Source organism: Arthrobacter sp. KUASC02, from assembly GCF_059739395.1.
The window spans coordinates 3,069,435-3,085,885 of record NZ_AP046053.1 but is presented as its reverse complement, the minus strand read 5'-3'; the positions used below and the strand labels follow the sequence as shown (position 1 = coordinate 3,085,885).

General features: G+C 64.3%; 11 protein-coding genes and 2 rRNA genes. 12 read left to right on the top strand and 1 reads right to left on the bottom strand.

What is annotated here, in order from left to right; genetic code table 11:
* Positions 1-65: 65 nt before the first annotated feature.
* The 12 genes from AC6JAC_RS14305 (at position 66) to AC6JAC_RS14250 (ending at position 15,159) form a co-directional block, all read left to right on the top strand.
* A 23S ribosomal RNA gene (locus AC6JAC_RS14305) occupies positions 66-3,191 on the top strand.
* A 231-nt stretch (positions 3,192-3,422) separates the two neighbouring features.
* Positions 3,423-3,539 (top strand): 5S ribosomal RNA (gene rrf / locus AC6JAC_RS14300).
* 626 nt (positions 3,540-4,165) lie between these two features.
* Positions 4,166-6,154, top strand: coding sequence for a hypothetical protein (locus AC6JAC_RS14295; RefSeq protein ID WP_497965156.1), 1,989 nt, complete (start codon positions 4,166-4,168; stop codon positions 6,152-6,154).
* A gap of 6 nt (positions 6,155-6,160) precedes the next feature.
* Entirely contained in the window at positions 6,161-7,153 is a 993-nt protein-coding gene (locus tag AC6JAC_RS14290; RefSeq protein WP_028271679.1) for an HAD-IIA family hydrolase, read from the top strand.
* A 22-nt stretch (positions 7,154-7,175) separates the two neighbouring features.
* The gene (locus AC6JAC_RS14285) at positions 7,176-7,376 is read left to right on the top strand and encodes a hypothetical protein (protein WP_454698111.1); all 201 of its coding nucleotides are present in this window, start codon (positions 7,176-7,178) and stop codon (positions 7,374-7,376) included.
* Between the two features lie 2 nt (positions 7,377-7,378).
* Positions 7,379-8,191 carry a TlyA family RNA methyltransferase gene (locus AC6JAC_RS14280; RefSeq protein WP_497965154.1) on the top strand — a complete coding sequence of 271 codons (813 nt, stop codon included), beginning with the start codon at positions 7,379-7,381 and terminating at the stop codon, positions 8,189-8,191.
* A gap of 13 nt (positions 8,192-8,204) precedes the next feature.
* Positions 8,205-9,227 (top strand): NAD kinase, encoded by a 1,023-nt coding sequence (locus tag AC6JAC_RS14275; RefSeq protein ID WP_028271682.1) that lies wholly within the window; start codon positions 8,205-8,207, stop codon positions 9,225-9,227.
* Positions 9,228-9,230: 3 nt separating this feature from the next.
* Positions 9,231-10,970, top strand: a complete 1,740-nt coding sequence (gene recN / locus AC6JAC_RS14270) for a DNA repair protein RecN (protein WP_347897393.1) — start codon at positions 9,231-9,233, stop codon at positions 10,968-10,970.
* Between the two features lie 145 nt (positions 10,971-11,115).
* Positions 11,116-12,924, top strand: a complete 1,809-nt coding sequence (pyrG, locus tag AC6JAC_RS14265) for a CTP synthase (protein ID WP_497965151.1) — start codon at positions 11,116-11,118, stop codon at positions 12,922-12,924.
* Between the two features lie 27 nt (positions 12,925-12,951).
* The gene (locus AC6JAC_RS14260) at positions 12,952-13,614 is read left to right on the top strand and encodes an NUDIX domain-containing protein (protein ID WP_028271685.1); all 663 of its coding nucleotides are present in this window, start codon (positions 12,952-12,954) and stop codon (positions 13,612-13,614) included.
* Positions 13,614-14,636 (top strand): site-specific tyrosine recombinase XerD, encoded by a 1,023-nt coding sequence (xerD, locus tag AC6JAC_RS14255; RefSeq protein WP_347897397.1) that lies wholly within the window; start codon positions 13,614-13,616, stop codon positions 14,634-14,636. The genes AC6JAC_RS14260 and xerD overlap by 1 nt, the downstream gene beginning before the upstream one ends.
* Positions 14,637-14,667: 31 nt before the next feature.
* Positions 14,668-15,159 carry an 8-oxo-dGTP diphosphatase gene (locus AC6JAC_RS14250; protein WP_497965149.1) on the top strand — a complete coding sequence of 164 codons (492 nt, stop codon included), beginning with the start codon at positions 14,668-14,670 and terminating at the stop codon, positions 15,157-15,159.
* Positions 15,160-15,260: 101 nt separating this feature from the next.
* Here AC6JAC_RS14250 and AC6JAC_RS14245 read toward each other — a convergent pair whose 3' ends face one another.
* Positions 15,261-16,400, bottom strand: coding sequence for a bifunctional 2-methylcitrate synthase/citrate synthase (locus tag AC6JAC_RS14245; RefSeq protein WP_028271690.1), 1,140 nt, complete (start codon positions 16,398-16,400; stop codon positions 15,261-15,263).
* Positions 16,401-16,451: the final 51 nt, after the last annotated feature.

Sequence of the window (16,451 nt, the reverse complement as noted above, 5' to 3'; positions counted from 1 at the left end):
GTGTGGTTGTTGGGTGTGGTTGGTTTTCGTGGTTCTCTCGAAAATTAGTTTTTTTGATCTTTTGTGGTCAAGTTTTTAAGAGCACACGGTGGATGCCTTGGCATTAGGAGCCGAAGAAGGACGTAGGAATCTGCGATAAGCCTGGGGGAGTCGATAACCGGACTGTGATCCCAGGGTGTCCGAATGGGGAAACCCCGCCAGGGGCGCGAGCTGCCTGGTGACCCGCATCTGAACACATAGGGTGCGTGGAGGGAACGCGGGGAAGTGAAACATCTCAGTACCCGCAGGAAGAGAAAACAATAGTGATTCCGTTAGTAGTGGCGAGCGAACGCGGATCAGGCTAAACCGTTCCATGTGTGATAGCCGGCGGGCGTTGCATGGTCGGGGTTGCGGGACTTTCCGTGCTGTCTCTGCCGGGACAGCGAGGTGTGATGTGCAGGCATAGGTGAACGGTCTTGAAAGGCCGGCCAGAGAGGGTGTGAGCCCCGTAACCGTAATGTTGTGTACCGCCTGGGAAGTATCCCAAGTAGCACGGGGCCCGAGAAATCCCGTGCGAATCTGTCAGGACCACCTGATAAGCCTAAATACTCCCTAATGACCGATAGCGGACCAGTACCGTGAGGGAAAGGTGAAAAGTACCCCGGGAGGGGAGTGAAACAGTACCTGAAACCGTGTGCTTACAATCCGTCGGAGCCAGTCTGATTCTGGTGACGGCGTGCCTTTTGAAGAATGAGCCTGCGAGTTAGTGTTACGTCGCGAGGTTAACCCGTGTGGGGCAGCCGTAGCGAAAGCGAGTCTGAATAGGGCGTTGCAGTGGCGTGATCTAGACCCGAAGCGAAGTGATCTACCCATGGCCAGGTTGAAGCGACGGTAAGACGTCGTGGAGGACCGAACCCACTTCAGTTGAAAATGGAGGGGATGAGCTGTGGGTAGGGGTGAAAGGCCAATCAAACTTCGTGATAGCTGGTTCTCCCCGAAATGCATTTAGGTGCAGCGTTGCGTGTTTCTTACCGGAGGTAGAGCTACTGGATGGCTAATGGGCCCTACAAGGTTACTGACGTCAGCCAAACTCCGAATGCCGGTAAGTGAGAGCGCAGCAGTGAGACTGTGGGGGATAAGCTTCATAGTCGAGAGGGAAACAGCCCAGACCACCAACTAAGGCCCCTAAGCGTGTGCTAAGTGGGAAAGGATGTGGAGTTGCGAAGACAACCAGGAGGTTGGCTTAGAAGCAGCCATCCTTAAAAGAGTGCGTAATAGCTCACTGGTCAAGTGATTCCGCGCCGACAATGTAGCGGGGCTCAAGTACACCGCCGAAGTTGTGGCATTCACATTTTATCCAAGCCTTTGTGGTTCAGGAGTGTGGATGGGTAGGGGAGCGTCGTGTGGGCAGTGAAGTCGCGGTGTAAACCAGCGGTGGAGCCTACACGAGTGAGAATGCAGGCATGAGTAGCGAAAGACGGGTGAGAAACCCGTCCGCCGAATGATCAAGGGTTCCAGGGTCAAGCTAATCTGCCCTGGGTAAGTCGGGACCTAAGGCGAGGCCGACAGGCGTAGTCGATGGACAACGGGTTGATATTCCCGTACCGGCGAAAAACCGCCCATGCTGAACAGGGGATACTAACTGCCCGAAGCCTGACCAATCACCCTTGTGGTGTGCGGTTTTTGGTGGAGCGCGGGACCTGATCCTGGGAGGTAAGCGTATTAACAGGTGTGACGCAGGAAGGTAGCCGAGCCGGGCGATGGTTGTCCCGGTCCAAGGATGTAGGGCGAACGGTAGGCAAATCCGCCGTTCATGATGCCTGAGACCTGACGGGACCCCCGTATGGGGGGATTCGGTGATCCTATGCTGCCTAGAAAAGCATCGACGCGAGGTTTTAGCCGCCCGTACCCCAAACCGACACAGGTGATCAGGTAGAGAATACTAAGGCGATCGAGAGAATTATGGTTAAGGAACTCGGCAAAATGCCCCCGTAACTTCGGGAGAAGGGGGGCCCCAACCTTGAACACCACACGCTGGTGGGAGGGGATCGGGGCCGCAGAGACCAGGGGGAAGCGACTGTTTACTAAAAACACAGGTCCGTGCGAAGTCGCAAGACGATGTATACGGACTGACTCCTGCCCGGTGCTGGAAGGTTAAGAGGACCGGTTAGCCGCAAGGCGAAGCTGAGAATTTAAGCCCCAGTAAACGGCGGTGGTAACTATAACCATCCTAAGGTAGCGAAATTCCTTGTCGGGTAAGTTCCGACCTGCACGAATGGAGTAACGACTTCCCCGCTGTCTCAACCATAAACTCGGCGAAATTGCAGTACGAGTAAAGATGCTCGTTACGCGCAGCAGGACGGAAAGACCCCGAGACCTTTACTATAGTTTGGTATTGGTGTTCGGAGTGGCTTGTGTAGGATAGGTGGGAGACGTTGAAGCCCGGACGCCAGTTCGGGTGGAGTCATCGTTGAAATACCACTCTGGTCACTTTGGACATCTAACTTCGGCCCGTAATCCGGGTCAGGGACAGTGCCTGATGGGTAGTTTAACTGGGGCGGTTGCCTCCTAAAAAGTAACGGAGGCGCCCAAAGGTTCCCTCAGCCTGGTTGGCAATCAGGTGTCGAGTGTAAGTGCACAAGGGAGCTTGACTGTGAGAGAGACATCTCGAGCAGGGACGAAAGTCGGGACTAGTGATCCGGCGGTACATTGTGGAATGGCCGTCGCTCAACGGATAAAAGGTACCTCGGGGATAACAGGCTGATCTTGCCCAAGAGTCCATATCGACGGCATGGTTTGGCACCTCGATGTCGGCTCGTCGCATCCTGGGGCTGGAGTAGGTCCCAAGGGTTGGGCTGTTCGCCCATTAAAGCGGTACGCGAGCTGGGTTTAGAACGTCGTGAGACAGTTCGGTCCCTATCCGCTGCGCGCGCAGGAAATTTGAGAAGGGCTGTCCTTAGTACGAGAGGACCGGGACGGACGAACCTCTGGTGTGTCAGTTGTACTGCCAAGTGCACCGCTGATTAGCTACGTTCGGATGGGATAACCGCTGAAAGCATCTAAGCGGGAAGCTCGCTTCGAGATGAGATTTCCATACACCTTGTGTGTGAGAGGCCCCCAGCCAGACCACTGGGTTGATAGGCCGGATGTGGAAGCGAGGACTAACGACTCGTGAAGCTGACCGGTACTAATAGGCCGATAACTTACACCACACACCACCCCGCAAACCCGACTTCAAAAGGGGTTTGCACCCAGGGGGTGGTACAAAGAAACAAGACTGCTTGCGTCCACTATGTGGTTCCCAACCAACAAACCCGTTGCGTTGCAGGAACAAAACCACAACAAAATAACAACACCACAACTGCGATAACACCGCAGAAAAGTTGTAACCACCAGATTTCCCACCACCACCCCCACGGGGCCGGCCGGTGCGGAGCAAGGGTTACGGCGGTCATAGCGTGGGGGAAACGCCCGGTCCCATTCCGAACCCGGAAGCTAAGACCCACAGCGCCGATGGTACTGCACCCGGGAGGGTGTGGGAGAGTAGGTCACCGCCGGAACACCATTCAGGTCGAGAGCCCCAACCACACGGTTGGGGCTCTCCCACTTTAACCACCACAACCCACCCCCACTCCCGGAACGTGCACCCCCAGGGCAACCCACTCCCAGATCCTGCGTCGTTCTGACGAACCCTCTCGCAGATCCTGCGTTGTTCTGACGAACCCTCTCGCAGATCCTGCGGTGTCACGGCCAACCCTCTCCTACCACCCGCACCGACCGGCCACGCCGGCCAGGCACCCAACCCCAGCCACCGCCGTCGAACCCCCATGATTGAGCGTCGGGTTGGAACCCGCAGGAACTGAGAGAGCGTTGCCGGGGCGGGCACGAAAGGTGAGAGAGCGTTGGTGGGGGAGGAGCGTCCGCTGCTCAGGGATTTCCCCCGCGCGGAGCGGACCGGAAGCCGTCCGTGCCCAAACGCCGAGTTGGGTTCGAGGTCCTTGTGAGGCTTGCCACGGCAGCGGCTCATGGGGCCGGGGCAGTTAGTTCGTGAGCGGTGACTCGCCTAGAATTGCATGAGATGTACGGACTTCGAAGCGCTTTATTTCGGGTTGCGTAGGATAACGAAACACGGATAAGAGCGGCTGCGATTGCGCCAGTGGTCGGCTCACAACAGGAGGAATCCAACATGGCTGAGCACAACGGCGGAAATCGAAGCGGAAAAGACCGCGGCAGTTCCGGAAGCGGCCGGCCCTCGGGCGGCGGCCCCTTCCGCCCATCGAATAACTCAGGGGGCGACCCCCGCGGATTCCGTGCCAGGGATGACCGAGGTGAGCGTCCGTCGCGCGAAGGTGGCGGAGAGCGCCGCAGCTTCGGTGCCGGTGGTGGCGATCGTGACCGTGACCGTAAGCCTTTCGGTGCCGGCGGCGATCGTGATCGTAAGCCCTTTGGCGAGCGTCCGTCGCGCGAAGGTGGCGGAGAGCGCCGCAGCTTCGGTGCCGGTGGTGGCGATCGTGATCGTAAGCCCTTTGGCGAGCGTCCGTCGCGCGAAGGTGGCGGGGAACGCCGCAGCTTTGGTGCCGGCGCCGGCGACCGTGACCGCAAGCCGTTCGGTGAGCGTCCGTCGCGTGAGGGTGGTGGAGAGCGCCGCAGCTTTGGTGCCGGTGGTGGTGACCGTGATCGTAAGCCGTTCGGCGCCGGCGACCGTGACCGTAAGCCTTTCGGTGATCGTCCGCGCCGTGAAGGCGACGGGGAACGCCGCAGCTTTGGTGGTGGTGACCGTGATCGTAAGCCGTTTGGTGCCGGTGGTGGCGACCGTGACCGTAAGCCTTTCGGTGATCGTCCGCGCCGTGAAGGCGATGGCGAACGCCGCAGCTTTGGTGGTGGCGATCGTGATCGTAAGCCGTTTGGTGCCGGCGGTGGCGACCGTGACCGCAAACCGTTCGGCGACCGTCCGCGCCGTGAAGGCGATGGCGAACGCCGCAGCTTTGGTGGCGGCGACAACCGCAAGCCTTTCGGCGACCGCCAGGAACGCGCTCCCAGGAGCTTTGACCGAAGCGAATCAGGCCCCCGCGACTTCGGACGCGACCGCCCCGAGGACCGCCCTGCACGCGTGCCCAACGCCCGCGACCTGCGCAGCGCCAACCGTCCGGACCGCGAGCGTTCTCCCCAGATCGACGAGGACGTCACGGGCCAGGAGCTGGACCGCGCCACCAAGCACGAGATCAAGACCCTCGAACCCAAGAGCGCTGAGTGGGTCGCACGCCACCTGGTGATGGCCGGCCGCCTCATTGACGAAGAACCGGAGCTTGCCTTCCAGCATGCCCTGGCCGCCAGCCGGCGCGGCGGACGCCTGTCCGCAGTGCGCGAGGCAGTTGGCCTGACCGCCTACGCCGCAGGCCACTACGGTGAAGCCCTCCGAGAGTTCCGCACCTACCGCCGGATCAGCGGCTCCAACGTCCACCTGCCCGTGATGGCGGACTGCGAACGCGGCCTGGGACGTCCGGACCGTGCCCTTGATGTGGCGCGCTCGGAGGAAGCCAACGACCTCGACGCACCCGGCAAGGTTGAACTGGCCATCGTGGCTGCCGGCGCCCGTACCGACCTTGGCCAGCTCGACGCTGCCGTGGCCGAACTGGAAATCGCCCAGTTGGATATCAACCGCGCCTTCTCCTACAGCCCCCGGCTGTTCCGCGCTTATGCCGATGCTCTCGCGGCAGTGGGCCGCACGGAGGAATCCGCAAAGTGGCAGCGCCAGGCCGTTGTGGCCGAGAACGCCCTCGGCCTTGGCGAGGATGAGGAACCTGACATCATCGACCTCGGCTGGGACGAGGAAGAAGAAGCCCGCGAAGAAGAAGCACGGCGCCGCCTGCTTGCCCAGCAGCAGGCCGACAGCGCTCCGGCCGCAGCGCCCGGCGTTCGTGACGAGAGCCAGTCGGCCGTCGTCGAGGCTGCGGCCTCGGACGCTGCCGCATCAGACGCCGCTGCCTTGGACGAAGGCTCCGACGATGCGGAAGGTGACTACTTCGAATCCGACGACGCTGAATCGGACCAGGACTCCGTCGAAGCGGACGAACTCGAAGACGGCACCACCGAAGACGCCGAAGGCGCCGCCGAAGACTACGCCTACGATGCCGGAGATGCCGATACCGCAAACCCGGACCGCGAAAGGGAATAACTGCCCATGAGCGGTGCTTCATTGATCTCAAGGTTCGACGCCCTGCTGTCGGACCTTGACGGAGTCGTCTACGCCGGTCCCCACGCCATTCCGGGAGCTGTCGAGGCCCTGCGGCAACTGGCAGGTATCGACGTCGGACTTGGCTACGTGACCAACAACGCCTCACGGACGCCCGCGCAGGTGGCAGCCCACTTGCGCGAGCTTGGCGCTCCCGCCGAAGACGAGCAGGTGGTCAGTTCCTCGCAGGCTGCCGGCGAGCTGCTCGCCGGCCTCCTTCCCCCCGGCGCAAAAGTCCTGGTGACAGGGAGCCCGGCACTGGCGCATGAGGTGGAACTGGTGGGACTGACCCCGGTCCACAGCGCCAAGGACAATCCAGTGGCCGTGGTCCAGGGATTCAATCCCGAGATCGGCTGGAAGGACCTCGCCGAGGCCTCGTATGTCATCGCCGGCGGCGCCCTTTGGGTTGCCACCAACACGGACATGTCCATCCCGCAGGCCCGTGGCATTGCTCCGGGCAACGGAACCCTGGTGGCTGCCGTTGCGGCGGCCACCGGACAGCGGCCCCTGGTGGCCGGAAAGCCGGAGGCTCCGCTGTTCCGCACGGCCGCCAAGCGGCTGACCTCCGACCGGCCGCTCGTCGTCGGCGACCGGCTGGACACGGACATCCTCGGGGGGAACAACGCCGGCTTCGCCACCGTGGCAGTGCTCACCGGCGTCGACACCAGGGAATCGATCCTCGCCGCCCGCACGGCCGAGCGGCCGGACTACCTCATCAATGACCTCAGCGATCTGTACCGCCCGTACCCCGCGGTGGAAGAGCACGACGGCGGCACGTTCCGCTGCGGTGCGGCCTCCGCGGTCGTACGGGGAGAAGCGGTCCACATCAGCGGGCTTCCCGGTGACCTGGACTCGTGGCGTGCGGCCTGCTCGGCGTGGTGGACGGCAAATCCGCAGGAAGACGCTCCGCTGGCACCGGCCATCGAATGGCTGACGCACTAAGACGACTCACTAGACTGGGAACATGACCGAGCTGAACAACATTCCGGACGCCGGCAGCGGCGTGAGCCCGGTCGGAGACTCTGCCGTCGACGCCGTCCTGGACCGCCTGGCCGGCATTCCGGGCCTGCCCGTTGCCGCGCACGCCGAGGCGTATTCCGCCCTCCACGATGCACTGCTGGACGCACTCAACGATGACGACCCGTCGGCTGAAGGCGACGCCTGAGGATGGCAAGGCTTGATCAAATGCTCGTCACCCGCGGGCTGGCGATGTCCCGCACCCATGCCGCGCGCCTGATTGCCGAAGGAAAAGTCAGTTCAGACGGAACAGTCCTGGCCAAAGCCTCCGTCCAGGTGGACGATCTCACGCCCCTGGACGTTGCCCATGACGGGCAGGACACCTACGTCAGCCGGGCCGGCCACAAACTGGCCGGGGCCCTGGACGCCTTCCCGGACGTCACTGCGGAAGGAAAGCGCTGCCTGGACGCCGGAGCCTCCACCGGCGGCTTCACTGAGGTCCTGCTGAGGCGCGGTGCGGACCATGTGGTGGCGGTCGATGTCGGACACGGCCAGCTGGTTCCGCAGATCAGGAACGACCCCCGCGTGTCCGTGCACGAAGGCCTCAACGTGCGCTACATGGCGCCGGACGCGATCGGCGGTCCCGCAGCGCTGACGGTTGCTGACCTGTCGTTCATCTCGTTGACCCTGGTCCTGGTGCCGCTGGCGGCATGCACGCGTCCCGGCGGCGACCTGGTCCTGATGGTCAAGCCGCAGTTCGAGATCGGCAAGGACCGGCTGGGCCGCACGGGCGTGGTGAATTCCGAGCGTGAACGCAGGATGGCGGTGGAAAAAGTCGCCAATGCGGCGCTGGACGCCGGGCTTGAACTGCGCGGCCTCGCGGCGAGCCCCCTCCCCGGCCAGGACGGAAACGTCGAATACTTCCTGTGGATAAAGCGCAGGATCACCTCAGACTTGCCTAAGATCGAAGAGCGGGACGCAGCCCTTGCTGCGTTGCTCGGAACAATCTGGCCGAACCACTAGAAAGCGGAACCCGATGAGCAGGCGTGTACTGGTCCTTGCCCACACCGGCCGCGAGGAATCACTGAAGGCTGCCTGGGAGGCATGCATCCAACTGCATGCTTCAGGCATTGTTCCCGTGATGCAAAAATCCGAACTCGAAGACATGGAAGGCTTTTTCGGCCGGCTCGATGACCCCGTGGAGATCCTCCATGACCACATCCAGCTCGCCGACGTCGAGCTTGTCATGGTCCTCGGCGGTGACGGCACCATCCTCCGTGCCGCCGAGCTGGTCCGGGAAGTGGACGTGCCGCTGCTGGGCGTCAACCTGGGCCATGTGGGCTTCCTCGCCGAGAGCGAGCGGGCCGACCTTGCCCAGACCGTGGAATGGATCGCCAGCCGCGACTACACGGTGGAAGAGCGGATGACCATCGACGTCCAGGTCTGGGTCCGCGGACAGAAGATCTGGCACACATGGGCGCTGAACGAGGCCGCCATCGAGAAGGGCAACCGGGAACGGATGCTTGAGGTGGTCACGGAAGTGGACGAGCGTCCGCTGACCTCCTTCGGCTGTGACGGCGTGGTGATGGCAACGCCTACCGGCTCCACGGCCTATGCCTTCTCCGCCGGCGGTCCGGTGGTGTGGCCTGAGGTGGAGGCCCTGGTGATCGTTCCCATCAGTGCCCACGCGCTCTTCGCCAAGCCCCTGGTGGTCTCACCCCGGTCCAGGCTGGCTGTGGAGGTCCTGAACCGGACCGATGCCCAGGGTGTGCTCTGGTGTGACGGCCGCCGTTCCGTTGACCTGCCGCCGGGCGCACGCGTGGAAGTTACCCGCTCGGCCACGCCGGTGCGGCTCGCACGGACGCACCAGACACCGTTTTCAGCGAGGCTGGTCCGGAAGTTCCAGCTTCCCATTCACGGCTGGCGCGGGCCCATGCCCCAGTCCGAATCCATCCACACCGGGCCCGTGCCCATCATCCGTACCCCCAGGCCGATGGTGCCGCCTGCGGGTCCCCGGCACACCGGGACGTCCGAGACTGATCCGACGACTGCGAAGTGAATCATGCTTGAAGAACTGAGAATCCGCGACCTCGGCGTCATCACCGACGCAACCCTCCCGCTCGGCCCTGGCCTCAGCGTGGTGACCGGCGAGACCGGCGCCGGCAAGACCATGGTGGTCACCGCCGTCGGGCTCCTGCTGGGTGCCCGCTCCGATGCTGGCGCGGTCCGCAGCGGCGCGAAGAGCGCCTCGGCGGAGGCCGTCCTGAAGTTGGACGCAGGCCACGCCGCCGTGCACCGCGCCCGGGAAGCCGGCGCCGACGTTGAAGAGTTCGACGGCGGCGCCGAGCTGATCCTTGCCCGTCGCCTGGGGGCGGACGGACGCAGCCGTGCGTACCTTGGCGGGCGCGCCGCCCCGGTGGGGGTCCTCGCGGAGATCGGCGAAAGCCTGGTGGTGGTCCACGGCCAGTCGGACCAGATCAGGCTTAAGGGGGCAGTTGCCCAGCGGGGCGCCCTCGACAAGTTCGCCGGCGACGCCCTGGCAGGCCCCCTGGACACGTATCAGTCGCTGTACAGCCACTGGAAGGCCAGCCAGGCGGAGCTGGACACGCTGCGCGGTGCTGCACGGGACAGGCTCCGGGAAGCGGAATCGCTGCAGATTGCCCTGGCGGAGATCGATGACGTGGATCCGCAGCCGGGCGAGGACGAGTCCCTCAAAGCGGAGGCCGTGAAACTGGCCAACGTGGAAGAACTCAGGATTGCGGCAAATACCGCGCACCAGGCGCTCATCGCGGAGGACTATGGCGACGAGGGCGACGCCACCACCCTGGTGGACGCGGCGAAACGGACCCTCGAACATGTGGCCGAGCACGACGCCGAACTCGGGGCGGCAGCCGCCCGCCTCGCGGAGGTCGGTTTCCTGCTGAACGACATCGCCACGGAACTGGCAAGCTACCAGGCAGGGCTGGATTCAGAGGGGCCGGAACGGCTCGCGGAAATCGAGGACCGGCGGGCTGCCCTGGCCAAGCTGGTCCGAAAATATGCCCCCAGCATCGACGAGGTCCTGGTATGGGCGGAGAATGCACGCGTCCGGTTCGACGAACTCCAGGACGACTCCACCCGGATCGAGGCGCTGGACGCGGAGGTTGCCCGGACCGAGGCTGAGCTGAAGAAAGAGGCTGCGGCCATCAGCAAGGTCCGCGGCAAGGCCGCCAAGGACCTCTCGGCACGGGTCAGCGCCGAGCTGAAGGCCCTGGCCATGGCCGATGCGACCCTGGTGATCACCATCGAACCTGCCGCCCAGCTGATGCCGTACGGCGCGGATGAGATCTCGTTCCTGCTCCAGCCCCATTCCGGAGCGCCGGCACGGCCGCTGGGCAAGGGTGCCTCCGGGGGCGAGCTTTCCCGCGTGATGCTGGCCATTGAAGTGGTGCTGGCTGCTGTGGATCCGGTGCCCACTTTTGTGTTCGACGAAGTGGACGCCGGCGTGGGCGGGCGGGCCGCCGTCGAGATCGGCCGACGGCTGGCCATGCTGGCACAGCATGTGCAGGTCCTGGTGGTCACGCACCTGCCGCAGGTGGCCGCGTTCGCGGACCAGCACATCACCGTCACTAAAACATCGGTCAGAGGGGCCGACGGCGGCACCGCCACCGGGTTCACCTCAAGCGACGTGCGGCTGCTCGACGGCCCCGAAAGGGTCAAGGAGCTGGCCCGGATGCTCGCCGGCCAAGAGGATTCCGAGACGGCCCAGGCCCACGCCCAGGAGCTTCTGGACGACGCCAAGCTGCTGCCGCAGAGGGCCTGAGAACACTGCGAGACTGGTCACATCCGCCGGACCGGTCAAGCACCCGGAAGCCGCCGTCCCCTGAGCAGGCTTGATCAGGAGGGGACAGCGGGGGAGACTGAAGCATTTGGGGAATCCGATTTTCGACCCGTGGAAGGCTCAATTGATGATAGGCTCGAATTCCGTGGTGCAGCGATCAAATTCCCGTGTAAATTCCCGGTTCCCGGGCTCGTCCAAGACGACCAAACACATCTTCGTCACCGGCGGTGTGGCGTCCTCGCTAGGCAAGGGACTGACGGCTTCGAGCCTCGGCCACCTGCTGCGGGCACGCGGTTTGTCTGTAACAATGCAGAAGCTCGATCCCTACCTGAATGTGGATCCGGGCACGATGAACCCCTTCCAGCACGGCGAAGTCTTCGTCACTGACGACGGCGCCGAGACTGACCTGGACGTCGGCCACTACGAGCGCTTCCTCGATGAAAACCTCGAAGGGTCGGCCAACGTCACGACCGGCCAGGTCTACTCCACGGTTATCGCCAAGGAACGCCGCGGCGAGTACCTCGGCGACACCGTCCAGGTCATCCCGCACATCACCGATGAGATCAAGCGCCGGATGCGCCTTCCTGCCGAAGGCAAGAATGCGCCGGACGTCATCATCACCGAGATCGGCGGAACCGTCGGCGACATCGAGTCGCAGCCCTTCCTTGAATCCGCCCGCCAGGTCCGCCAGGACATCGGCCGCGGCAACGTCTTCTTCCTGCACGTGTCCCTGGTCCCGTACATCGGGCCGTCCCAGGAACTGAAGACCAAGCCGACGCAGCACTCCGTTGCCGCGCTGCGCTCCATCGGCATTCAGCCCGAGGCGATCGTGATCCGTTCGGACCGCGAAGTCCCGCAGGCCATGCGCGACAAGATCGGCCGCATGTGCGACGTCGACATCGACGCCGTGATCGGCTGCCCGGATGCCCCGAGCATCTACGACATTCCCAAGACCCTGCACTCCCAGGGCCTGGACTCCTACATCGTCCGTGCACTGGACCTGCCGTTCAAGGACGTTGACTGGACCAGCTGGGACAGGCTGCTCGAAGCGGTCCACAACCCCAAGCACGAGGTGGAAATCGCCCTGGTGGGCAAGTACATCGACCTGCCGGACGCCTACCTCTCCGTCACCGAGGCCCTGCGCGCCGGCGGTTTCGCCAACGACACCAAGGTGAAGATCCGCTGGGTCCCCTCGGACGAATGCGAAACGCACGAAGGCGCCGTCAACTCCCTGGACGGCGTGGACGCCATCTGCGTGCCCGGCGGCTTCGGCATCCGCGGCCTCGAAGGCAAACTGGGCGCCCTGAAGTACGCCCGCGAAACCAAGCTGCCGGTCCTGGGCCTGTGCCTGGGCCTCCAGTGCATGGTCATCGAATACGCCCGGAACGTGGTGGGCCTCGAGGGCGCATCGTCCAGCGAATTCGAACCGGACTCCAAGTACCCGGTCATCGCCACCATGGAAGAGCAGCTGGACATCGTGGACGGCAAGGGCGACCTTGGCGGCACCATGCGCCTTGGCCTCTACGAAGCCAAGCTGGACGAAGGCTCCGTCATCGCCGAGACCTACGGCACCACGAAGGTCAGCGAACGCCACCGCCACCGCTACGAGGTCAACAACAAGTACCGCGACCAGATTGCGGCGAAGGGGCTCGTGTTCTCCGGAACCTCCCCGGACGGCAAGCTGGTGGAGTACGTGGAGCTTCCCCGCGACGTCCACCCCTACTATGTGGCAACGCAGGCGCACCCCGAGCTCAGCTCACGCCCCACCCGGCCGCATCCCTTGTTCGCGGGCCTGGTCAAGGCTGCGCTGGATCACCAGAAGGGCGGGGACCTGCTTCCCGTCGCTAACGGCGCGGAAACGAAGAGTGCGGAAGTAACCAGTGCGGAAGCACCGGCCGGGGCCGGCGGCTCCGTCCGCAAGGTTTCGGCCAAGTAGTCACCAACTAAATCAAAGGACGGCGCGATGCCCGGTATGTCTGAAACCCCCAATGCTGCACGGCAGGTTTCGGATGCGCCGAGCCCGCGCCGTCTTTTGTCGTCCCGGAAGGTGTACGAAGGCCGCATCTGGGACGTTGTCAGCGACAGCTTCCAGCTCAGCGAACACGGCGACGAGCTGGTCCGCGATTACATCGACCATCCGGGCGCGGTGGCCGTCCTGCCCATGAACGAAGCCGGCGAGGTGCTGCTGATGAAGCAGTACCGGCATCCCGTGGGCATGGACCTGTGGGAGATCCCGGCCGGGCTGCTGGACGTTGAGGGTGAGGACTTCGTCGTCGGCGCCGCCCGGGAGCTGGCCGAGGAAGCGGACCTGGTGGCCGGGACCTGGAATGTGCTGGCGGACTTCTTCAACTCGCCCGGATCCTCAAGCGAGGCCATCCGCATCTACCTCGCCCGGGACCTCAGCGATGTGCCCGATCACGAACTGCATGTCCGCACGGATGAGGAAGCGGAGATCGAACTGCACTGGACGCCGTTGGAGGACGCGGTCGCTGCAGTCCTGGAGGGCCGGCTGCACAACCCGTCCGCCGTCGTCGGAATTCTTGCCGCAGCGGCGGCCCGCGCAGATGGCTTCGAGCACCTGCGCCCGGGGAACGCACCCTGGCCCGCCCATCCCAGCCAGCGCTGATGGGCAGCACCGTCACTCCCGCGCCGGAACGTGCCGGTGCCGAACAGGCGCAGGCGGCGTCCGGCGCGGAAGCGGCCGTCCGGCCGCGCAACGCCATAGACCGGGCAGTGGGCGACTACCTCCAACACATGGGCGTGGAACGGGGGCTTGCAGCGAACACGCTGTCCGCCTACCGCCGCGACCTGTCCCGCTACGCCAACTACCTCGCGGCGTGCGGCCCGGACCGGCCGGGTGACGTCACCCGCCGGCACGTCACCGGGTTCGTGCAGGCATTGTCCGACGGTTCCGACGGCGGGACTGCCCTCGGTGTCAGGTCTGCGGCGCGGACGGTCGTGGCGGTCCGCGGGCTCCATAAGTTCTGGGCACTTGAGGGAATCACGACGGCGGATCCCGCCAGCGACGTCCACCCGCCCATGCCGGGCAAGCGCCTTCCCAAGGCGATCAGCGTCGATGAGGTCACCAGGATCCTGGAAGCGGCCGGCACGGACACGGCAACAGGCCTGAGGGACCGGGCCCTGCTGGAATTCCTCTACTCCACCGGCGCCCGCATCAGCGAGGCGGTGGGCCTGGATGTGGACGACATATCGCTGCAATCGGAGCTGGCCGGCCCGGCGATTGTCCGGCTGTTCGGCAAGGGATCCAAGGAACGCCTGGTGCCGCTGGGGTCCTACGGCGCACGTGCCCTTGACGCGTACCTGGTGCGCGGGCGGCCTTTGCTTGCCGCCAAGGGCAAGGGCACGCCGGCGCTCTTCCTGAACGCCCGCGGCGGCCGGATCAGCCGGCAGAGCGCCTGGACCATCCTCAAGGCAGCCGCGGACAAAGCCAACATCACCAAGGACGTCTCGCCCCATACCCTGCGGCACTCCTTTGCCACCCACCTCCTGGAAGGCGGCGCGGACGTCCGTGTGGTCCAGGAACTCCTGGGCCACGCCTCGGTGACCACCACGCAGGTCTACACGCTGGTCACGGCCGATACCTTGCGGGAGATCTACGCCGCCGCCCACCCGCGGGCGCTGGGCTGACCTCTCAGGTCAACACAGCTAGTCTGGGTCCATGACTTCGACCCCCGTAACACTCTGCTTCCTGCTCCGGGACCGGCCTGACGGGGGAACGGATGTACTGCTCGGCCTCAAGAAGACCGGCTTCGGCAGGGGCAAGATCGTGGGGCTGGGCGGTCACGTGGAGCCGGGAGAGAGCCACGCCGAGGCGGCCTGCCGGGAGGTTCAGGAAGAGTCCGGCGTCACAGTGCTCGAGCGGGATCTGCACCCCGCCGGCGTTGTGGAGTTTGTCTTCCCCCACCGGCCGGAATGGAACATGCACACCACCTTGTTTACCGCCCGCCGGTGGCACGGCGAACCGGCGGAAAGTCCGGAGATAGAACCCGAATGGTTTGATGCGCTGTCGCTGCCGGTGGACCGCATGTGGCAGGACGCGGACCACTGGCTGCCGCCGGTGCTGGAAGGCGGGACCGTGGACATCGTGGTCACCCTCAACGCCGACAACGAAACCGTCGCGTCTTCAGTGAGCGTCCTGCGGAACCTGTGAGCACGACGCACGACGGCGGCCGGTCACCTGAAAAGTGACCGGCCGCCGTCGTGCGCTCCCAAAGTCCTGCGCACGCAGTCCTGGGGAAAGGACCTGAGGGCCTAGGAAAGGTGCCGCTCTTCCACGCCGTTGTACTCGCTCAACGGACGGATCAGCGAGTTCGAATCCAGCTGCTCCATGATGTGCGCAGTCCAGCCGGTGATTCGGCTGGCAACGAACAGGGGAGTGAACGTATCAGTGTCGAAGCCCATGAGGTGGTAGGTGGGGCCGGTGGGGTAGTCGAGGTTCGGCTTGATTCCCTTGGCCTCGTCCATTGCGGTCTCCAGCCCGTTGTAGAGGCCCAGGAGTTCCGGACGGCCGTAGTGCGCGATCATCTTGTCCAGCGCGGCCTTCATGGTGGGGACGCGCGAGTCGCCGTGCTTGTAGACACGGTGGCCGAAGCCCATGACCTTCTTCTTCTGGGCCAGGGCGTCCTCCATCCAGGCCTTGGCCCGGGCGGCGGCTTCTTCCAGGGATTCCTCCGGCCTGATGCCGATTTCGTCGAAGGTGTGCATCACGGCTTCGTTGGCACCACCATGGAGTGTTCCCTTGAGGGCGCCGATGGCGCCGGTCACTGCCGAATGCAGGTCCGACAGGGTGGACGTGATCACGCGGGCCGTGAACGTGGACGCGTTGAAGGAGTGCTCGGCGTACAGAATCATGGAGACATTGAACGCGTCGACGACTTCGGGGACAGCCTCCTCGCCGAACGTCATCCAGAGGAAGTTGGCGTCATAGCCCAGGTCATCGCGGGGCTCCACCAGCTCCAGGCCGTGGCGGCGGCGCTGGTCATACGCTACGACGGCCGGCATCGCGGCGAACAGATCCATAGCCTTGGCCAGATTGGCTTCCCGGGAGGAATCCTCGGCGAGCGGGTGCCGTGCGCCCATGACCGATGCAGCAGTCCGGCAGACGTCCATCGGGTGGGACGTGATGGGCAGCGCGTCGATCACCTGCTTGACCACCGGATCCAAAGCGCGGCCGGCACGTTCCTTGGCCGTGAACTCGGCCAGCTGCTCCGGCGTGGGCAGTTCACCGTTCCAGAGCAGGTAGGCCACTTCCTCGAAGCTGCACTTGGCTGCAAGTTCCTGCACCGGGTAGCCGCGGTACAGCAGCGAGTTGGTGTCGGGGTTGACCTTGGACACCGCGGTGTAGTCCACCACGACGCCGGCGAGGCCCTTTTTGATCTCATTTTCAGCCATGCTGAAACTCCTTCGTTCCTTATGCTGTGTGCCGGCCGGAGCCGGAAGTCC